Origin of the sequence: Conexibacter sp. CPCC 206217 (assembly GCF_030646165.1) — a bacterium.
In the GTDB taxonomy this organism is placed as follows: Bacteria; Actinomycetota; Thermoleophilia; order Solirubrobacterales; family Solirubrobacteraceae; genus Conexibacter.
The window spans coordinates 825502-844869 of the sequence record NZ_JAUTDO010000001.1; the positions used below are offsets into that span (position 1 = coordinate 825502).

Here is a 19368-nt window from a genome sequence, read left to right on the forward strand (position 1 = left end):
CGACAGCTTCGAACGTCGCCTGGTCGACCGCTTCGGCCCCGGCGCACGCCGCTGGCGCGCGGGCCTTCCGCAGCTGCGCTCGCGCGCGACGAGGCGCACACGCTGGCCCCGTGGCATCCTCTCGCCATGCCCAGCGCCTACACCGTCGCCGACTACCTGCTCGACCGGCTCGCGGAGCTGAACGTCGACACGATCTTCGGGGTTCCCGGCGACTTCACGCTCGGGCTGCTCGACCATGTCGAGGCGCATCCGGCGATCGAGTGGGCCGGGACGGCGAACGAGCTGGGCGCCGGCTACGCGGCCGACGGATATGCGCGTGTGCGGCGGCTCGGGGTCGTCTGCACGACGTTCGGCGTCGGCGAGCTGAGCGCGATCAACGCGATCGCGGGCGCATATGCGGAGCACGTGCCGCTGCTGCAACTGGTCGGCTCGCCCGCGACGAACGTGCAGGCCGCCGGGCGCCCGACCCACCACACGCTCGGCGACGGCGACTTCGGGCACACCCTGCGGATGCACGCGGAGATCACCGTCGCGCAGGCGTTGCTGAGCATGCCGGCCGCGACCGCCGAGATCGACCGCGTGCTCGGTGCGATTCTGCGAGAGGGACGGCCCGGCTATCTGTCGTTGCCGACCGACGTCGCCGAGGCGCCGGCCGAGCCGCCCGCGCAACCGCTCGACCACGGCACGCGCGAATCGGATCCCCGCCGGCTCGCAGCATTCCGCCAGGCGGTCGAGCTGCAGCTCGCGGGCGCGGCGGCGCCGCTGGTGCTCGCCGACGTGCTCGTCAACCGCGCGAACGCCGAGCGCGAGCTGCACGCCCTGATCGACGCGGGCGGGCTCCGTTACTCCTCGCTGCTGTGGGGCCGGCGCGTGATCGACGAGCAGGGCGACGGCTTCGTCGGCACCTACATCGGTGCCGCCAGCGAGCCGGAGGTGCTCGCCGCGGTCGAGGGCGCCGAGCGGATCGTCACCGCGGGCGTCTACTTCACCGACCTGATCAGCGGCTTCTTCAGCCAGCACCTCGACGAGCGCCGCCGCATCGACCTGCTCCCGCACGCCGCCCTCGTCGCCGGGGTCGTGCACGAGGGCGTCGAGATGCGCGACGCACTGAACGCGATCAGGGAGGTGGTCACCCGGGATGGCACGGGTCTCGTGAGACCGGCTTCCGTCAGACCCCTGCCACCCCGCGCGGCCCCCACCCCCACCGACGCCCCGCTCACCCAGGCGGTCCTGTGGGACACCGTCGCGGTCGCGCTGCGGTCGGACGACGTCGTGCTCGCCGACCAGGGCACCGCCTTCTACGGGATCGGCAACCATCCGCTCCCGCGTGGCGCGCTCTTCATCGGGCAGCCGCTGTGGGCGTCGATCGGCTACACGCTGCCGGCGGTCTACGGCGCCGCGCTGGCCGACCGCAACCGGCGACCGGTGCTGCTGATCGGCGACGGCGCCGCGCAGATGACGATCGCGGAGCTGGGCTCGATCGTCCGCTCGCGCGTGCCCGCGCTGATCGTCGTCGTCGACAACGCCGGCTACACGGTCGAGCGCGCGATCCACGGTCCGAACGCGCGCTACAACGAGATCGCGCCGTGGCGGTGGAGCGCGCTGCCCGCCGTCCTCGGAGCGGCCGACGCCGACCACACCGCCTTCCGCGTCACGAGCGGCCGCGAGCTGGCCGACGCGCTCGCGCACGCCGCCGCGCAGCCGCAGCGGCTGACGTTCGTGCAGGCCGTCCTCGACCCGCACGACGTCCCGCCGCTGCTGCGCAAGGTGGCCGAAGCGGCGGCGCAGGCGAATCAGCGCCGCGACTGACCCTACCCCTCGCTGACGTCGATCAGCACCTTCCCGACGACCGCGCCCTCGACCGCCGCGTGCGCATCGGCGGTGCGCTCGAGCGGGAAGCGCGGGAGCGGGAGGCCGGCCTCCTCTCCGACCGGCAGCGCCCCGTCGCGCAGCGCCGCGGTGATGTCCTCGGCGGCGGCCGCGAGCGCCGCGGGGCCGACCGTGTAGAGGAGCAGGAACTGGTAGCGGATGTTGGCGACGATCCCCGGCAGGATCGGGACCGTGATCTCGTCGCCGCCGTCGTTGGCGTAGATCGCGATCGTGCCGTGGTTGGCGAGCACGGCGTTGTCCAGGCCGACGTTCGCGGTGGGCGAGACCTCCACGATCAGGTCGACCCCGTCGGGAGCGATCGCGCGGATCTGCTGCGCGGCGTCGTCCGCGCGGTAGCTGACCGCGTGGTGGGCGCCGGCGGCGAGCGCCAGCGCCGCCTTCGAAGGCCCGCTGATCGTCGTGATCACCGTCGCGCCGGCCCAGCGCGCGAGCTGGATCGCGGCGTGGCCGACCGCGCCGGCGCCGCCCGCGACCAGCACCGTCTTGCCCGCGAGCGCGCCCGGGCTCAGGCGCGTCGGCCCGCCCTCGCCGACCGTCAGCGCGCGGTGCGCCGTCATCGCCGGCACGCCGAGGCTGGCGCCGACGTCGAAGCCGATGCCGTCCGGCAGCGCGACGACGCGCTCGGCCGGCAGCACCGTCAGCTCCTGCGCGGTCCCGCCGCCCGGGTGCTGATAGCCCGCCAGGAAGATCCACACGCGATCGCCGGGCGCGACATGCGTGACGCCGTCGCCGACCGCGTCCACGACACCCGCGCCGTCGACGTTCGGGACGTTCTCCGCATATGGCAGCGACCCTCTGTTCCCGCGCCGCGACTTCCAGTCGGTCGGGTTCACCGCCGAGACGACGATCCGCACGCGGACCTCACCAGCGGCCGGCGCGGCCGCCTCGCGCTCGACGAGGGTGAGGACCGACGGGTCGCCGGTCTCGGTGTAGACGATCGCTTTCATGCGCATCACTCGCTTCGCTGGATTCACGTTCGGTTCGGTTCATGACGAACTATAGGCGCGTCCACGCGGCCCAGCTCGGGTTGAGCAGAGCTCGCAACGGGCAGCCGAATGAACATGACCGACGACCACGACGTCACGCGCCGCTCGATCGACACGATCCGCGCGCTCGCGATGGACAGCGTGCAGAAGGCGAACGCGGGCCACCCCGGCACGGCGATGGCGCTCGCCCCGCTGGCGTACACGATCTTCACCCGATTCCTGCACGCCAATCCGGCCGACCCCGCGTGGCCGGACCGCGACCGCTTCGTGCTCTCCTCCGGCCACGCGTGCGTCCTGCAGTACTCGCTGTTGCATCTCACAGGCTATGACCTGAAACTGGACGATCTGAAACAGTTCCGCCAGTGGGGCTCGCGCACGCCCGGCCACCCGGAGCGCCTCCACACGCCGGGGATCGAGGTGACGACCGGCCCGCTCGGCCAGGGCGTCGGCAACGCGGTCGGCCTCGCGCTCGCGGAACGCTTCCTCGCCGAGCGCTACAACCGGCCCGGCGGCCACCACCCGGTCGACCACCACGTCTACGCGATCTGCTCCGACGGCGACCTGATGGAGGGGATCTCGCAGGAGGCGGCGGGGATCGCCGGACAGTTCGGCCTCGGCAAGATCGTGCTCTGCTACGACGACAACCGCATCACGATCGACGGCACGACCGAGATCTCGTTCAACGGCGAGGACCATCTCAAGCGGTTCGAGGCGCTCGGCTGGCACACGTTATCGGTCGACGACTCCGAGGACCTCGACGAGATCGCTGCCGCGCTCGCGGCCGGCCGCGACGAGACCGAGCGCCCCACCTTCATCAAGGTCCGCTCGCACATCGCCTACCCGGCACCGAACGCGGTCGACACGGCCAAGAGCCACGGCGCGGCGCTCGGCGAGGACGAGGTCCGCGCGACGAAGGAGGTGATGGGCTTCGACCCCGACGCGCACTTCGCCGTCGCCGACGACGTCTACGAGCACATGGACCTGCGCGAGCAGGGCGCCGCCGCGCAGACGGCATGGCAGCAGACGTTCGACGCCTGGGGCGGCGAGCACCCCGACCTGAAGGCCGAATGGGAGCGCGCCTGGGCCGGCGAGCTGGAGGACGGCTGGCGCGAGGCGCTGCCCGTCTTCGAGGCCGGCGAGAAGCTCGCCTCGCGCGCCTCCGGCAACAAGGTGATGCAGGCGTTCGCGCCGTACGCGCCGACGATGCTCGGCGGCGCGGCCGACCTCGTCGAGTCGACCCGCACGACGTTCGTCGGCGGCGGCCAGTTCTCGCGCGTGCACGCGGGCCGCAACGTCCCGTTCGGGATCCGCGAGCACGGCATGGGCGCGATCGTCAACGGCGCCGCGGCGCACGGCGGGATCGTCAGCCCGTACGGCTCGACCTTCTTCATCTTCTCCGACTACATGCGCGGCAGCATCCGCCTCTCGGCGCTGTCGAAGCTGCCGGTCGTGTGGGTCTTCACGCACGACTCCGTCGGCCTCGGCGAGGACGGCCCGACGCACCAGCCGGTCGAGCACTTCGCGGCGCTGCGCGCGATCCCGGACCTGTGGGTGATCCGCCCCGGCGACGCGAACGAGACGACGGTCGCGTGGCGCGTCGCGCTGGAGCGCCAGGACGGCCCGGTCGCGCTCGCGCTGTCGCGCCAGAACATCGAGACGCTCGACCGCACCGAGGTCGCCGCGGCCGACGGACTGGAGCGCGGCGCGTACGTGCTGTGGGATTCGGACGCCGGCGGCGGCGCTCCCGAGCTGATCCTGATCGCGACCGGCGCGGAGCTGCCAGCGACGCTGGAGGCCGGCAGAGCGATCGCGGCCGGCGGCACGCGCGTGCGCGTCGTCTCGATGCCCTGCTGGGAGCTGTTCGAGGCGCAGACGCAGGCGTACCGCGACGAGGTGCTGCCGCGTGAGACGGGCGCGCGCCTGTCCGTCGAGCCGGGCGTCACGCTCGGCTGGGCGAAGTGGGTCGGCGACCGCGGCGACTCGCTCGGCGTCGACCGCTTCGGCGCCTCCGCCCCCGGCACGCGCGTGCTGGAGGAGCTCGGCTTCACGCCCGAGGCGATCGCCGACCGCGCCACCGCGCTGCTGCAGCGCGCCACCTGAGCCGCCAGCCAGCACTTTCGAAAGGGATCCGCACATGACCTCGTCCCCACTGCACCGCCTTTCGGCACTCGGCCAGAGCGTCTGGATCGACGCGCTCTCGCGCGACTCGATCCACGGCGGCCAGCTCGCCGCGCTGATCGACCACGACGCCGTCGTCGGCGCGACCTCGAACCCGTCGATCTTCCAGAAGGCGTTCGCCGAGGGCGACGCCTACGACCAGCAGCTGCGCGAGCTGGGCGACGCGACCGACGTGAACGCGGCGTTCTGGGCGCTCGCGACGCGCGACATCCAGGACGCCTGCGACCTCTTGCGGCCGGTCTGGGACGGCGGCGGCGGGCGCGACGGCTACGTCTCGCTGGAGGTCGATCCCGGCCTCGCCTACGACACGCTCGCGACCGCGCAGCAGGCGCGCCGCATCCACGACGACGTCGACCGCCCCAACCTGATGGTCAAGATCCCGGCGACGAAGCCGGGCCTGGCCGCGATCGAGGACTCGACCGCGGCAGGCATCTCGATCAACGTCACGTTGATCTTCTCGCTGCGACGCTACGAGGAGGTCGTCGAGTCCTACCTGCGCGGGCTCGAGCGGCTCGTCGCCGAGGGCGGCGACCCGGCCGGAATCGCGTCGGTCGCGAGCTTCTTCGTCTCGCGGATCGACACCGAGGCCGACCGCCGGCTCGACGAGATCGGCGGCCCCGAGCGGCTGAAGGGCAGACTCGCGATCGCCAACGCGCGGCTCGCCTACCAGCACTACAAGCGCGCCTTCACGGGCGAGCGCTGGGAGTACCTGACGAACAAGGGCGCCACGCCGCAGCGCGTGCTGTGGGCCTCGACGTCGGTCAAGAACCCCGCCTACCGCGACACGATGTACGTCGAGGAGCTGGCCGGCCCCGACACGGTGGACACGATGCCGCTGGAGACCGTGCGCGCGTTCCAGGACCACGGCAGACCGACCCCGCGGCTGGAGCTGGAGCTGGACGGCGCCCGCCGCGTGATCGACGAGCTGGAGGCGGCCGGCGTCAGCTACGACGAGGTCACCGACACGCTCGAGCGCGAGGGCGTCGAGAAGTTCGCGACCGCCTTCGACGAGCTGCTGGAGGGGTTGCGCGAGAAGCGCGAGGCGACGGCCGGCGCGTGACCGTCGCGGTCAGCGAATCGCGTTTCGGCTGATTGACGAACTGCTTCAGCGTCAATCGACTTGACAACGGGTCCATGGATCTGCCAGAAATATCTGTGCTCGGGGCCTCGCAGCGTGCCTGACTCCGCGCCGTCGTCACGACCGCGCGCGGAGAACCTCGTCCATCATCAAGTCAGAGAGAGTCGCTTTCATGAGGAATCGATGGAAGGCGCTGCTGGCCGGCGCGTTCGCGACGATGGCGTTCGCGATGCCCGCTGCCGCACAGGCCGCCGAGATCGGACAAGTCTGCAACACGCTGGAGGGCTACTGGGTCCTATCCCAGCCGGCCGACGGCTACGCCTGGTACCTACTCGGCACCGGCGCAGGGTTCCGCATCGAGGGCTTCGCCGGCCCGGACTACTACAGAGGCCACGGCAACGGCCAGCCGACCGGATACTTCTGGCGCAACAACATCAACCAGGCGACCTGCCACTGGTGATGTGATCGATTGCGCGGGTCCGGTGCTTGCGCCGGACCCGCCGCATCGCTCAATTGATGAACGACCTCGCGCGGTTGAGATCGCGGGCGCTGGTGCAGACTCCCTGCCATGAGCGACATCCGCACCTCCTTCCTCGGCGACAAGCCGATCGGACGCATCGGCTTCGGCGCGATGCAGCTCGCCGGGCCCGGCGTGTTCGGCCCGCCGCGCGATCCCGACGCCGCGCGCGCCGTCCTGCGCCGCGCGATCGAACTGGGCGTCGACCACATCGACACCTCGCAGTACTACGGTCCCGACGTCGTCAACGACCTGATCCGCGAGACGCTGCACCCGTACCCGCAGCAGCTGAAGCTCGTCACGAAGGTCGGCGCGCGGCGCGACGACAGAGGCGGTTGGCTGCCCGCGCTGGAGCCGCACGAGCTGCGCCAGGGCGTCGAGGACAACCTGCGCGCGCTGCGCGTCGAGCGGATGGACCTCGTCAACCTGCGCGTCTTCGGCGACGGCGGCGCCCCGGGCGTCCCCCTGCCCGAGCAGCTCGGCGCGCTGCAGGACCTGCGCGACGAGGGCAAGCTCGACCTGATCGGCGTCTCGAACGTCTCGCTCGAGGGCGCGCGGCGCGCGCTGGAGCTGGTCGAGCTGGGCGAGATCCAGAACGGGTACAGCATCCTCGACCGCAGCGCCGAGCCGCTGCTCGACCTCTGCCGCGAGCACGCCGTCGCGTTCGTGCCGTTCTTCCCGCTCGGCTCAGCGTTCTCGGGCGGCCCGAGCAAGCTCGCCGCGGACCCCGCGATCGCCGCCGTCGCCGCCAAGCACGGCGCGACGCCGTCGCAGATCGCGCTCGCGTGGCTGCTGGCCCGCTACGACCGCATCCTGCTGATCCCGGGCACGACCTCGGTCGCGCACCTGGAGGAGAACCTCGCCGCGGGCGACGTCGTGCTGGACGACGACGACCTCGCCGCGCTCGCCGACGTGCAGGAAGCCGGCGACCCGCTGCACTGAGGGCGGTGGGCGACGCGGGCGATCGCCGGCCGGCCGCCCGCCCGTCGCTTGCCCGCTCACGTCAGCGGCAGCGCAACCGGCCGCAGCGGCAGGCCGGTGCTGCCGCGCAGCTTGAGCGGGAACGCGAGCAGCGCGAAGCGGTGCACCCTGGCGGCGGCGAGCTGCTCCAGCCAGAGGTTCTCGAACACGGTCACGCCCGCGGTCGCCAGCAGATACGCGTGGACCGGCAGGAACTCGCCCGGCGTGCGCGGCGGCATCGTCTCGCCGCCGCAGTCGACGCCGACGCACATCGCGCCGACCTCCTCGGCGAGGTAGCGCCCCGCCTCCAGCCCGATCCCGGGCGGGTTGCGCATGAAGCCCTCGGCGTCCGGCCAGCGCGCCATCCGGCCGGTGCGCACGAACACGACGTCGCCGCGCTGCGGCTCGACGCCCGCGCGGGCGGCGGCCGCGCGCAGATCCGCCGGGCCGATGTCGTAGGAGTCCGGCAGGGAGCCGGCGCCGTGCAGCCCGGCGACGTCGAGCAGGACGCCGCGCGCGACGATCGGCGGCAGCGCGCCGCCCTCGCGCCACGCGCGGCTGCCGAGGTCGTCCGCCTGTCTGCGGCCGTTCCAGAAGAGCCCGTCGTAGCCGATGTGGAGCAGGCTGCAGACGTGGGTGCCGACGTGCGTGTACATCGTGATCGCCGAGCCCGCGTAGGCATTGCGCTCGAACTGCTCCCGCTGCGGCCCCGGCGGGGCGTCGGCGACCTCGCCCGACGGCGTGTGCGTCATCCAGATGTCGTACTTCGGATCGCCCGCCTGCAGCCATGACGGCATGCCGGGGAAGTGGTCGACGGCGAGGTCGAACGGGCGCGCCGCGTCGGCGCCCGCGAGCGCGGCCGCCTGCGAGGCGGGCGTCATCCAGTTGAGCCGGCCGATCACGTCGTCCGGCCCCCACGGGCTGCGCGAGACGCGGCGCCCGTCGCGCTCCTGCAGCGCCGGGTAGACGAGCGGCTCGTCCGCGCCCAGCAGGCTCATGCGGCCAACCCCAGCTCCTGCGCCAGCTCACGGATCCGGCGGCGCGCGCCGTCGGGATCGCGCGCCGGCAGCCAGAAGACGCAGCGATGCGCACCGGCGGCCTCATAGCTTGCGACGTCCTCGGGTCTGGCGCTGTAGACCGTGATCGGGACCGGATCGCGTCCGGCGGCGCGGGCGCGCTCCTGCAGCTCGACCATCCGCTCGAGCAGACCGTCGGAGGGCTCGGGCAGCCACTCGTCCCCGTACGCGAGCACGCGCTCGAGCACCGTCGGGCCGGTTCCGCCGACGAGGATCGGCGGGTGCGGGCGCTGCAGCGGCTTGGGCCACGCCATGATCCGCTCGAACGCGACGAAGCGGCCGTCGTAGCTCGCCTCGTCCTCGCGCCAGATCGCCTGCATCGCCTCGATCCGCTCGCGCAGCAGCGCGGTGCGCGTGCGCGGGTCGGTGCCGTGGTTGCGCATCTCCTCGCGATTCCAGCCCAGTCCGACGCCGAACAGGAAGCGACCGCCCGACAGCAGGTCGAGCGTCGCGACCTCCTTCGCCGTCGTGATCGGGTCGCGCTGGACGACGAGGCAGATGCCGGTGCCGATCAGCAGCCGCTCGGTCGCAGCCGCCGCGGCCATCAGCGCGACGAACGGATCGAGCGTGCGCGCGTACTCGCTCGCCAGCTCGCCGCCCTCGGGCTTGAAGTGCGATCTGCGGTCGACCGGCATGTGCGTGTGCTCGGGAAAGAAGAGCGACTCGAAGCCGAGCTCCTCGGCGAGCGCCGCGAGCTCTGCCGGTGGCAGACCGTCATCGGTCGGGAACATCGAAACGCCGAACGTCATCGCCATCTTGTTCACTATACGCGCTAGTGCACGTATAGTGAAGAAAGGGGCCGCGCGAACGTCGCGCGGACACGGCTTGCAACTGGACACGGCCTCGCGCGAGGTCGTAGGGTGCGAAGGCGAGACGATGGCGAGAACCAAGAGTCACAGCAGCAACGGCGAGATCGCCGACGAGAGCAGGGGCAAGGATGGCGTCAACGGCATCCAGTCGGTCTCGCGGGCGCTCGGGATCCTCGAGCTGTTCGGCGCCCAGCGGCCGGCGCTGACGGCCAGCGAGATCGCCAACCTGTCGGGCCTCAACCGGGCCACCGCGTACCGCTTCTGCCAGACGCTGCTGTCGCTCGGCTACCTCGAGGAGACACGCCCGCGAACCTTCCGTCCGGGGCTCAAGGCGGTCAGCCTCGCGCAGGCCGCACTGGCGGCGCACGAGCTGCCGGACCTCGCGCGCCCCTACCTCAGCGAGCTGCGCGACGCGACCGGCGAGACCGTCAACATGGCGCTCCTCGACGGTGCGCAGATCGTCTACGTCTCGCGGCTGCTGAACGACAGCCTCTTGGCGCTGCGCCTGTTCGTCGGCAGCCGCCTGCCGAGCACGTCGAGCTCGATGGGGCGCGCGATGCTCGCCTACCTGCCCGACGACGAGGTCGAGCGGATCCTCGACTCCGGCGCCGTCGAGGCGGTCACGCCGAAGACGATCACCGACCGCCGCCGGCTGATGGCCGAGCTGCGCCGCACGCGCAACCGCGGCTATGCGCTCAACGACGAGGAGATCGTGCTGGGCGTGCGCGGGATAGCGGCGCCGGTCTTCGGCGTCTCCGGACGCCCGATCGCGGGGATCAACGTCTCCGTCGCGCACGAGCTCGCGCCCGGCGAGGAGAAGCGCCTCTCGACGCAGGTGATCGAGGCGGCGGACGCGATCAGCGCGCTCGCCAAGCAGCTCGCGGTCGACGTCGGCTGACCTGGCCAAGCGGCTCCTGCGTCCCTATAGTGTTCACGATGCGTGCCGATGCACGCATCATGTGCACGCTGACAGGAGGCCGACCCCGGTGACGACATCCGCCCGCCCACTCTCGCTGACGATCCCGAGCCATGGCGAGAGCCTCGATGCGCTCCTCTACCTGCCCGCGGGCGAGGGCCCGCACCCGGCGGTCGTGCTCGCCGGCGGCTGGTGCTACGTGAAGGAGGTCGCGATGCCGCTGTTCGGCGAGGTGCTCGCCGACAACGGGATCGCCGCGCTGCTGGTCGACTACCGCGGCTTCGGCGGCAGCACAGGCGAACCGCGCCGACACATCGACCCGTGGGCGCAACTGGAGGACTACCGCAACGCGATCTCCTACCTCGAGACGCGCGCGGACGTCGACGCCGAACGGCTGGGCGCGTGGGGGATCTCCTACAGCGGAGGCCACGCGCTGATCCTCGGTGCGACCGATCCGCGCGTGAAGGCGATCTGCTCCGTCGTGCCGGTGATCGACGGCTGGGACAACCTGCGCACGAGCCACGGCACGGTCAGCCTGCGGGCGCTCAACGCCGCGCTCGCCGCGGCGCGCACGAGACTGTACGAGACGGGCGAGCACACCTACATCGACCACCAGCCGGTCGAGCTGGGCGCCGTCGGCACGTTCCCGTTCCCGCGCTCGCGCGACACCTTCGCGCGGCTGAAGGCCGGACCCGCGCCCGGCTACGTCGGCGACGCGACGGCCGCTTCGACCGAGCTGCTGCTCGCCTACAGCGTGCGTCCGTTCCTCTCGCGGCTGCTCGCGACGCCGACGCTGATGTGCCTCGCCGAGGGCGACGACCACACGCACTGGGACTTCGCCGCCGAGGCGTTCGACGCGATTCCCGGCGAGCGCAAGAAGCTGCACATCGTCCCCCACTCCAACCACCTCAGCCTCTACGACGACGACGACACCCGCCGCTCAGTCGCCGAGATCGCGGCCGACTGGTTCGAGACCCACCTGTAGGACCCGCGCGCGGGTGGCCGCAGTCCGGGCCACCCGCGCGCGCCTTCAGACCCCCGCCCGAAGCTCCGCGGTCGCCGCTTCGTCGACCGTCGACTCGTCTCCCGTCAGCGCGACGCCGTACACGTCTCGCGCGCGCGCAGCGGTGATCCAGCCCTCGACCACGTCCGCGCGCACCCGTTGCGGCGGACGCGCGGCGGGCGGGCCGTAGCCTCCGCCGCCGGCCGTGATCGAGACGATCCGCTCGCCGTCGGCCAGCTCGACGAAGCCCATCGCCGGCAGCGGCTCGCGCGTCTGAAAGCCCGACTCGGGTCGCAGCCGGTAGTGCTCGGTCGGCCCGCCGGCGAGCCCGCCGCGCGCACCCAGCGCGGGATGCTCGGCCCCGTCGGATCCGTAGGCGACCACGAGCGAGGTGTCGACCGGGCCGTACTCGACGTACGCCGACGGCGCACCGCGAAACGTCCCCGCGCCCTCCGTGTCCGGCAGCAGCCGTTGCTCGAAGACGCGCAGCGGATGGGTCATCTCGGCGATCTCGACGCTGTCGCGACGCAGCATGCCGCCGCAGCCGACATGGAAGATCGTCAGCCAGCCGTCGGTCGACGGCGCGCCTGCGCCACCGGTGACGGCGAGGAAGATCTGGTTGACGAACGCGACGCCGTCGCGGCGCGGGTCGTTGCCGGAGACGACGGCGGAGGCGGCCGGGATGACCGGCCCGGCCTCCGCCAGGCCGACCTGCTCGGAGACCTCCGCCATCCCGCGCTGGACCGCGTTGGCGACGCGGTCGGCGAGGTTGGTCGTCGCCGCGGAACAGCTGTGCGGATGGACCGGCTCGCCGACGGCGCAGTTGCGCCGCAGCGCGACCTCGACGCGGCGGAAGCTGCCGGCGTTCGGCGGCACGCCCGCGCCGATGCTGTTGAAGACGCCGACCATCGCCGCGGTGCGCGCGGTCGAGGTCGTCAGGTTGAGCCCGTTCGGGAGGCAGTCGACGTTGTCGCGCAGGTCGACGCGCACGGCGCGCGCGCCCGGATCGACGTCGACGTGCGCGGTGACCGCGATCCCGTCCGGCGCGCCCGGCACCGGATCGTGATGGGTGACCGCGCTGAAGCGCCCCGGCTCCAGCGCCGCGATCGCGTCGCCCATCCGCGCCTCGCTGTAGTCCAGCCAGCGCCCGACGAACGCCGCCAGCGTCTCCCAGCCCAGCTCGGCCCCCAGCTCCAGCAGCCGCCGCTCGCCGATCCGCACCGCGCCCAGCAGCGCGAGGTAGTCGCCCCACCACTGCTCCGGCACGCGGATCCGCAGTCTGCACATCCGCAGGATGTCGTCGTTGTCGGCGTAGTCGCTCTGCACGCGCACGGCGTCGAACAGCAGCGCGCCCTCGTTGTAGACGTCGGTCGCGGCCGCCATGTAGGTCGTCGGCTGCGAGTTGCCGCAGTCGGCCTGGTGGGCCTTCGCGAGGACCGAGAAGCGGTGCACGCCGTCGTCGTCGATCACCGGCACCAGCAGCGCGTGGTCGGCCGGGTGCGAGTTGCCGTTGTACGGGTTGTTGTGCAGGAAGGCGTCGCCGCGACGCAGGTCCGGATGCGTCTGCTTGATCGCGCGCGAGATCAGGTCCGGTCCGCTCATCATGTGGATCGGCAGGCTCTCGGCCCCCATCACCAGCTCGTGCTCCGCGCTGATCACGCAGCAGGAGAAGTCGTGCGCGCTGTTGAGCACGCCCGAGCGGCTGGAGCGGAAGATCGTGTTCATCATGCTCGCCACGACCGCGTTGAAGCGGTTGCTGAGGACGGCCATCTGGACCCCGTCGATCGCGCTCATCAGCCCATCCCGTTCGAGTTCGCGTTGGCCGGCAGCGCGAGCGACGCGGCCGCGTCCCTGCCCGGCCGGATGTGCAGCGTCCCGCTCGGGCGACGGCGGAAGCTCGCGCCGTCGTCGATCACGACCGTCGTCGTCGCCGTCTCGACGATCGCCGGGCCGCTCAGCACGGCGTCGAGCGGGATCGCCTCCAGCCGCCAGACCTGCGCGTCGACCGGACCGCTCTCGGGCAGGTGGATGCGCCGCTCGCCGGGCGCCTGCTCGACGTGCGCGGCCTGCACGGCGGCCGGCTCGGCGAGGCGGCAGCGGGCACGCGCGTGCCAGCTGGTGAACTCGATCGCCGAGCGCTCGTCGGCGACGGCGAAGACCTCGCGATGGACCGCGTGGAAGCCGTCGCGCAGCCGTTGCAGCGCCTCCCCGCCGTGCACGCGCGAGCCGGCGAGCGGGATCTCCAGCTCCCACACCTGGTGCGGATAGCGCGCCTCGACGGAGAACTCGATCGTGCTGCTGACCGCGCCCGCGCCGGGGCCGTCGATGAACGCCTGCGCCTGTGCCTCCAGCCGCCGCAGGACGTCGTCGACGCCGGCCTCGTCGAAGCCGGCGTCGGTCGCCGCGAACGGGATCTCGAAGCTGCGCGAGAGGTCGGAGATGAGCGCGCCCGCCGCGCTGATCGCCGGCCCGAGCGCCGGCACGATCACCTCGGCGCAGCCGAGCCGCCGCGCGATCGCGACGGTGTTGAAGCCCGCCGCCCCGCCGCCGCCGACGAGCACCGCGCGCGCCGGGTCGATCCCCTCGTGGATCGTGATCTCCTCGATCGCGCTGACCATCCGCTCGGTCGCCAGCCGCACGATCGCCGCGGCGGCGGCCTCCACGTCGAGGCCGAGCGGTTGCGCGACGTGCTGCTCGACGGCGGCGCGCGCGGCGTCGAGGTCGAGCCGCGAACGGCCGCCGAGGAAGTAGTCGGGATCGAGCAGTCCGAGCACGAGGCAGGCGTCGGTCGTCGTCGGGCGCGTGCCGCCGCGGCCGTAGCAGGCGGGGCCGGGATCGGCGTAGGCCGACTCGGGGCCGACGTGCAGCATGCCGCCGGCGTCGACCGAGGCGATGCTGCCGCCGCCGGCCCCGACGCTGCGCACGTCGACCGACGGGAAGCCGGTCATGTGGCCGAAGTACGGGCGCCCGATCCACGTCTCGCGCGACCACGGGATCCGCCCGCGGCGCACGACGCTGACGTCGTAGCTGGTGCCGCCGGTGTCGGCGACGATCGCCATCTCGGCGTCGGCGTCGAGCGCGGCGAAGTGACGGCCGGCGACCGGCGCCATCGACGGACCGGAGTTGAGCGAGTGGATCGGCGCCGCGGCGACGTCGGCGGCGTCGAGCGCGCCGCCGGAGGAGGTCACGATCAGCAGGCGCCCGTCGAAGCCGGCCTCCTGCATCCGCCGCGCGAGCCCGCCGATGTACTGCGTCATGACCGGCTTCAGCGACGCGTCGATCGCGGTCGCCGAGGCGCGGCGGTACTCACGGATGCACGGGTTGAGGCGGTGCGACAGCGTCACGGGCACGTCCGGCAGCTGCTCTGCCAGCAGCTGCTCGACGCGCAGCTCGTGCGCCGGGTTGGCGATCGACCACAACAGGCAGACGGCGATCGCCTCGACCTCCGCCGCGCGCAGCCGCGCCGCCAGCGCGACGACCGCGGCCTCGTCGAGCGCTGTCACGACCTCGCCCGCGGCCCCGATCCGCTCCGGCACCTCGAACGTCAGCGACCGCGGCACGTAGGGGTCGGGATACGGCTGGCTGAAGTCGAAGATGTCGCTGCGCCCGCCCTCGCGCAGCAGCAGGATGTCGGGATGCCCGGCCGTCGTCAGGAAGGCGGTGCGAGCGGTGTTGCCGGTCAGCACCGCGTTGAGGCCGCGCGTCGTGCCATGGATCAGCGTGCTGCCCGCGTCCAGCAGCTGCGCGCGCGTGACGCCGCGCGCGTCGGCGGCGACCGCGAACACGTCGAGGATCCCCTGGACCGGATCCGACGGGACGGTCGAGCTCTTGTGGACGCTCAGGCGCCCGTCGTCATCCTCGATCACGAGGTCGGTGAAGGTGCCGCCGGTGTCGACCGCGAAGCGCATCGTCAGCGTCCCGCCGCGTCGCGCAGGAAGTCGACGATCCTGTCGGGCGTCGGCACGACCTCGTCCTCCAGCCGCGTCCCGTACGGGATCGGGCTGCGCAGCGAGCCGAGCCGCGCGATCGGCGCGTCGAGCTGGTCGAACTGCTTGTCGGCGGCCCACGCCGCGACCTCCGCGCCCCAGCCGCAGAACTCGACCGGCTCGTGCACGATCGCCAGCCGCGAGGTCTTCTGCAGCGAGGTCGCGATCGTGTCGGTGTCCAGCGGCCAGATGTAGCGCAGGTCGACGACCTCGCAGTCGATCCCCTCGCCGGCGAGCTGCTCGGCCGCGTGCAGGCAGGCACCGGTCATGCGCCCCGCGGAGACGACGGTCATGTCGGCGCCCGCGCGCCGCACGCGCGCGCCGAAGCCGCGCGGTCCGCCCTGCTCGTCGACCTCGGCGCTCTCGCGGAAGTAGAGGTTCTTGTTCTCGAGGAAGATCACGGGATCGTCGAGCCGGACCGCGTCGCGCATCATCCAGTAGGCGTCGTCGGCGCTGCTGGGCAGCGCGACGACGAGGCCGGGGACGTGCGCGAACAGCGTCTCGAGGCTCTGCGAGTGCTGCGGGCCGTGGTTGGTGCCGCCGCCGCCCGGCATGCGGATCACGAGCGGCACGCTGAACTGCCCGTCGCTCATGAAGCGCACCTTCGCGCCGAGGTTGACGATCTGGTCGAGCGCGAGGAAGACGAAGTCGGAGAACATGATCTCGACGATCGGCCGCATCCCCTCGACGGCGGCGCCGATCGACCAGCCGACGAGCGCGTTCTCGGAGATCGGCGAGTCCATCACGCGATGCTCGCCGTGCTTCTCCTGCAGGCCGCGCGTGACGGTGAAGACGCCGCCGAGCGGCCCGATCTCCTCCCCCATCACGACGACGTTCTCGTCAGCGGTCATCTCGGCGTCGATCGCGGCGCGGATCGCCTCGGCGAACTTCAGCTCAGGCACGGGCGGCAAGCTCCGGAGTCGTGTACAGGTTGCGGGTCGCGTCCGACGTCGACGCAAGCGGGTCGGCCTCGGCCTGCGCGGAGGCGGCGGCCACCTCGGCGGCGACGTCGCGGTCGATCGCGTCGAGCCGCTCCCCCGCCTCCGGTCCCAGCCGGCCGCGCAGCTTCGCGAGCGGATCGTGCGCGTCCATCCACTCCTGGCCGGCCGTTCTGGAGCGGTAGAGGTAGTCGGCGTCGGAGATGCTGTGCGGGCGCACGCGGAAGACGCCGCATTCCAGGAACGCCGGCTGGCCGGTGCGGACGTGCTCGACGAGCCCGCGCGCGACCTCGGCGACGGCGAACACGTCGGTTCCGTCGACGTACTCCGAGCGGACCCCGCTCGCCGCGACCATCGACGCGATCCGACCGGGGTCGCCCCACAGGCGATCGGCCGGCATCGAGTGCGCGAGGCCGTTGTTCTCGCAGACGATCAGCAGCGGGCTCTCCCAGTAGCGCGCCATCGTCAGGACCTCGTGCGTGACGCCCTGCGCAAAGCCGCCGTCGCCCATGAACGCGACGGCGATGTCGTCGGTGCCGGCGCGCTTGCGCGCCCACGCGGCGCCGGCCGCCCACGGCAGGCCGCCGGCGACGATCGCGTTCTCGCCGTAGAAGCCGGTCGCGCGCTGATGCAGGTGCATCGAGCCGCCGCGCCCGCCGCTGACGCCGGTGGAGCGGCCGAACAGCTCGGCGATCATGCCGTGCGCGGTGACGCCCTTCGCGATCGCGTGCCCGTGGCCGCGGTGGGTGCTGGTGACGATGTCGGCGAGCCGCAACGAGGCGCAGACGCCGACCGCGCACGCCTCCTGACCCATCGAGGAATGGAACGATCCGTGCATCCGGCCGCGTCTGTGCAGCGACTCGATCTCGCCCTCGACCGAGCGCACGAGCAGCATCTCGCGGTAGTAGCCGAGACCGGCCTCGAGCGCGGCGCCCGTGAGCGCCTCGGCCGTGACCGCTCCGCCGTTGTCGCGTTGCATCCGTGCCATCTCCTTCACCGTGGCGCCTTCGTCGGCAGCCCGCCGAGCCAGGCGGCGCTGGCCGGCAGGTCGGTCACCGACTTCAGCCCCGGCGACGCCTGCAGCACGCCGGGGACGCTGTTGACGATCTGGGCGGCGGTCGCGGGGATCGCGTCCATGCCGGGGTCGAGCGTGAGCCGCACAGGGTGCAGGCCGTCGATCTCGAAGTGGTCGACCGATCTCATCCCGGCCTGCTCGGGACGCAGGTGCAGCACCAGCTCGAGTTGCACGAACGCAGCGCCGCCGACGCTGCCGACCGCGCGCTGCACGAAGCCCTCCGTGCGCCCGGCGGCGACCGCGCCGTAGAGCGTCGGCGCGTCGGTCTCGGCGACCATCGGCTCGAACGTCTCCTGCACGGGGCCGTCGAGCTGCACGCCGAGCCGCGCGCAGACCAGCTCGATCGACTCCGGGAAGCCGACGTGGCCGGCGATCGAGCCGTCGGCGTGGCCGGACTCGAACTCCTGCGGCGTGTAGCCGATCCCCAGCCGCAGGTGGATGTTCTGGCCGAAGCCGGCGACGTCGACGACGCGGCGGCCGCGGATCGCGGGGATGTCCCACGAGACGCCGCTCGCCGCCGCCAGCAGCGCGTCGAACATGAAGCCGGGGTTGACGCCGGTGCCGAGGATCGTCGCGCCGGCGGCGCGTGCCGCGGTGTCGATCCGGCGGGCGTCGTCGGCGAAGCGCCCGTACGGGAAGGCCAGCTCCTCGCAGGGCGAGACGAGGTCGATGCCGGCCTGCGCGACGGCGACGACGTCGTCGCCGGTTGCGCTGAGGAACGAGCCGGTCATGTAGAGGATCACGTCGGGCTGCGCGGCGAGCACGTGCTCGAGGCCGTCGCCGACGACCACGTCGCCGCCTCCGCCCGGAGCGCTCGCGCCGCTCACGTCGCGCAGGCTGCGGCCGATGTCGGCCGGCTCCTTCGTCGCCGCGGCGACCAGCTCGTAGCCGCTGCGGTGATCGAGCAGCAGGCGTGCGACGGCCTTGCCGATGCCGCCCAGTCCGCACAGCCCGATGCGCGCCGGACGCGCCAGTTCGTTACCGGTGGTCATCGCACAAGCCCCGTCGTGACAGCGTTCTCAAGATCAATGCTCGACATGTGAACATGCGTCCGGATGATGAACAGCGCCTCGGCGACTGTCAAGGCGACGGTCATGCCGCACGCTCGCGGAAGCCGCGCCAGGCGAGCGAGCCGCCGTCGGCGAGGTAGGCGGCGCCGGTCACGAACGAGGCTTCGTCGGAGGCGAGGAAGCAGACGAGGTTGGCGATCTCCTCGGGACGACCGAGCCGCGGCACGAGGTGCGAGCCCGCCGCCGCCCACTCCGCCTCGGCGCGATCGTCGGCGGCGTCGAGGTAGCCGGCCATCAACGGCGTGTCGATCGAGCCCGGGCAGTAGCAGTTGGCGCGGATCCCGTACGGCGCCAGCTCGATCGCGGCGACCTTCGTCAGCTGCATCACGCCGCCCTTCGTCGCGCAGTACGCCGGTGCCATCGGATAGCCCACGAACGAGCTGGTCGAGCCGGCGTTGACGATCGCGCCGCCGCCCGCCGCGCGCAGATGCGGGATCGCGTGCTTCATGCAGAGGAAGACGCCCTTGAGGTTGACGTCGCAGATGCGATCCCAGGTCTCCTCGGGCATCTGCTCGATCGTCGTCACGTCGGCGACGTCCGCCTCGTGCACGCCGGCGTTGGCGTTGAGCACGTGCAGCCCGCCGAACAGCTCGACCGTCGTCTCCATCAGCGCCTGCACCGACGCGCCGTCGGTGACGTCGCAACGGACCGCCTCGGCGCTGCCGCCGGCCGCCGCGATCTGCGCGACCGTCTCACGCGCGGCGTCGAGGTCGACGTCGCTGACGACGACCCACCCGCCGCGCGCCGCCATCCCGAGCGCGTTCGCCCGCCCGATCCCGCTGCCTGCGCCGGTCACGACGCAGACGCGCTCCTCCAGCGAGCGTCGCGTCCCACGTGCCGCTTGCGTGCTCATCGCAGTCTCCGTTCCGTCTTCGTTACCCGTTGC

At 72.5% G+C, this 19368-nt stretch carries 16 protein-coding genes; 7 read left to right on the plus strand and 9 right to left on the minus strand.

All coding sequences use genetic code 11. The annotated features are described in order from the left end of the window. The first annotated feature begins 126 nt into the window (after positions 1-126). On the plus strand, positions 127-1809 hold the full coding sequence (locus tag Q7L65_RS03945) for an alpha-keto acid decarboxylase family protein (protein ID WP_304718936.1): 1683 nt from the start codon (positions 127-129) through the stop codon (positions 1807-1809). A 2-nt stretch (positions 1810-1811) separates the two neighbouring features. Here the strand turns inward: Q7L65_RS03945 and Q7L65_RS03950 are convergent, their stop codons facing one another. Then, positions 1812-2837: an NADPH:quinone reductase gene (locus Q7L65_RS03950; RefSeq protein WP_304718937.1), complete on the minus strand. Its 1026-nt coding sequence runs from the start codon at positions 2835-2837 to the stop codon at positions 1812-1814. Between the two features lie 108 nt (positions 2838-2945). Between Q7L65_RS03950 and tkt the strand changes: the two genes are divergently transcribed. The 4 genes from tkt (at position 2946) to Q7L65_RS03970 (ending at position 7591) form a co-directional block, all read left to right on the plus strand. Continuing rightward, the gene (gene tkt / locus Q7L65_RS03955) at positions 2946-4976 is read left to right on the plus strand and encodes a transketolase (RefSeq protein WP_304718938.1); all 2031 of its coding nucleotides are present in this window, start codon (positions 2946-2948) and stop codon (positions 4974-4976) included. 34 nt (positions 4977-5010) lie between these two features. Further along, positions 5011-6114, plus strand: coding sequence for a transaldolase (gene tal / locus Q7L65_RS03960; protein WP_304718939.1), 1104 nt, complete (start codon positions 5011-5013; stop codon positions 6112-6114). A gap of 190 nt (positions 6115-6304) precedes the next feature. Continuing rightward, a complete protein-coding gene (locus Q7L65_RS03965; RefSeq protein ID WP_304718941.1) occupies positions 6305-6592 on the plus strand; it encodes a hypothetical protein in 288 nt (95 codons plus the stop codon). A gap of 117 nt (positions 6593-6709) precedes the next feature. After that, on the plus strand, positions 6710-7591 hold the full coding sequence (locus tag Q7L65_RS03970; protein WP_370552517.1) for an aldo/keto reductase: 882 nt from the start codon (positions 6710-6712) through the stop codon (positions 7589-7591). Positions 7592-7647: 56 nt separating this feature from the next. Here the strand turns inward: Q7L65_RS03970 and Q7L65_RS03975 are convergent, their stop codons facing one another. Together Q7L65_RS03975 and Q7L65_RS03980 are read right to left on the minus strand one after the other, a co-directional pair. Next, a complete protein-coding gene (locus Q7L65_RS03975; RefSeq protein ID WP_304718944.1) occupies positions 7648-8607 on the minus strand; it encodes a cyclase family protein in 960 nt (319 codons plus the stop codon). Then, on the minus strand, positions 8604-9440 hold the full coding sequence (locus Q7L65_RS03980; protein WP_304718945.1) for an LLM class F420-dependent oxidoreductase: 837 nt from the start codon (positions 9438-9440) through the stop codon (positions 8604-8606). Before Q7L65_RS03980 ends, Q7L65_RS03975 begins: the two co-directional genes overlap by 4 nt. Before the next feature lie 121 nt (positions 9441-9561). Between Q7L65_RS03980 and Q7L65_RS03985 the strand changes: the two genes are divergently transcribed. Beyond that, on the plus strand, positions 9562-10392 hold the full coding sequence (locus Q7L65_RS03985) for an IclR family transcriptional regulator (RefSeq protein ID WP_304718947.1): 831 nt from the start codon (positions 9562-9564) through the stop codon (positions 10390-10392). An 88-nt stretch (positions 10393-10480) separates the two neighbouring features. Beyond that, positions 10481-11395 (plus strand): alpha/beta hydrolase, encoded by a 915-nt coding sequence (locus Q7L65_RS03990; RefSeq protein ID WP_304718948.1) that lies wholly within the window; start codon positions 10481-10483, stop codon positions 11393-11395. A 45-nt stretch (positions 11396-11440) separates the two neighbouring features. On the opposite strand, the gene Q7L65_RS03995 is transcribed toward Q7L65_RS03990, so the two are convergent. The 6 genes from Q7L65_RS03995 to Q7L65_RS04020 form a co-directional block, all read right to left on the minus strand. After that, positions 11441-13207 (minus strand): hydantoinase B/oxoprolinase family protein, encoded by a 1767-nt coding sequence (locus Q7L65_RS03995; protein WP_304718949.1) that lies wholly within the window; start codon positions 13205-13207, stop codon positions 11441-11443. Further along, positions 13207-15321 (minus strand): hydantoinase/oxoprolinase family protein, encoded by a 2115-nt coding sequence (locus Q7L65_RS04000; protein ID WP_304718950.1) that lies wholly within the window; start codon positions 15319-15321, stop codon positions 13207-13209. The genes Q7L65_RS03995 and Q7L65_RS04000 overlap by 1 nt, the downstream gene beginning before the upstream one ends. Before the next feature lie 2 nt (positions 15322-15323). Continuing rightward, positions 15324-16301, minus strand: a complete 978-nt coding sequence (locus Q7L65_RS04005) for an alpha-ketoacid dehydrogenase subunit beta (protein WP_304718951.1) — start codon at positions 16299-16301, stop codon at positions 15324-15326. Then, positions 16294-17316: a thiamine pyrophosphate-dependent dehydrogenase E1 component subunit alpha gene (locus Q7L65_RS04010; protein WP_304718952.1), complete on the minus strand. Its 1023-nt coding sequence runs from the start codon at positions 17314-17316 to the stop codon at positions 16294-16296. Before Q7L65_RS04010 ends, Q7L65_RS04005 begins: the two co-directional genes overlap by 8 nt. Positions 17317-17330: 14 nt before the next feature. Further along, positions 17331-18404, minus strand: a complete 1074-nt coding sequence (locus Q7L65_RS04015) for a hypothetical protein (RefSeq protein WP_304718953.1) — start codon at positions 18402-18404, stop codon at positions 17331-17333. A 100-nt stretch (positions 18405-18504) separates the two neighbouring features. Further along, complete coding sequence (locus Q7L65_RS04020) at positions 18505-19335, minus strand: SDR family NAD(P)-dependent oxidoreductase (RefSeq protein ID WP_304718955.1); 831 nt, start codon at positions 19333-19335, stop codon at positions 18505-18507. Positions 19336-19368: the final 33 nt, after the last annotated feature.

What these genes read in the sequence shown, in the direction of transcription:
- Q7L65_RS03980 (WP_304718945.1), bottom strand. Translation starts at nt 9,440, where the DNA reads ATGGCGATGACGTTCGGCGTTTCGATGTTCCCGACCGATGACGGTCTG.
- Q7L65_RS04015 (WP_304718953.1), bottom strand. Translation starts at nt 18,404, where the DNA reads ATGACCACCGGTAACGAACTGGCGCGTCCGGCGCGCATCGGGCTGTGC.
- Q7L65_RS04010 (WP_304718952.1), bottom strand. Translation starts at nt 17,316, where the DNA reads ATGCAACGCGACAACGGCGGAGCGGTCACGGCCGAGGCGCTCACGGGC.
- Q7L65_RS03965 (WP_304718941.1), top strand. Translation starts at nt 6,305, where the DNA reads ATGAGGAATCGATGGAAGGCGCTGCTGGCCGGCGCGTTCGCGACGATG.
- Q7L65_RS03950 (WP_304718937.1), bottom strand. Translation starts at nt 2,837, where the DNA reads ATGAAAGCGATCGTCTACACCGAGACCGGCGACCCGTCGGTCCTCACC.
- Q7L65_RS03975 (WP_304718944.1), bottom strand. Translation starts at nt 8,607, where the DNA reads ATGAGCCTGCTGGGCGCGGACGAGCCGCTCGTCTACCCGGCGCTGCAG.
- Q7L65_RS04020 (WP_304718955.1), bottom strand. Translation starts at nt 19,335, where the DNA reads ATGAGCACGCAAGCGGCACGTGGGACGCGACGCTCGCTGGAGGAGCGC.
- Q7L65_RS03945 (WP_304718936.1), top strand. Translation starts at nt 127, where the DNA reads ATGCCCAGCGCCTACACCGTCGCCGACTACCTGCTCGACCGGCTCGCG.
- Q7L65_RS03985 (WP_304718947.1), top strand. Translation starts at nt 9,562, where the DNA reads ATGGCGAGAACCAAGAGTCACAGCAGCAACGGCGAGATCGCCGACGAG.
- tkt (WP_304718938.1), top strand. Translation starts at nt 2,946, where the DNA reads ATGAACATGACCGACGACCACGACGTCACGCGCCGCTCGATCGACACG.
- Q7L65_RS04000 (WP_304718950.1), bottom strand. Translation starts at nt 15,321, where the DNA reads ATGCGCTTCGCGGTCGACACCGGCGGCACCTTCACCGACCTCGTGATC.
- Q7L65_RS03995 (WP_304718949.1), bottom strand. Translation starts at nt 13,207, where the DNA reads ATGAGCGCGATCGACGGGGTCCAGATGGCCGTCCTCAGCAACCGCTTC.
- tal (WP_304718939.1), top strand. Translation starts at nt 5,011, where the DNA reads ATGACCTCGTCCCCACTGCACCGCCTTTCGGCACTCGGCCAGAGCGTC.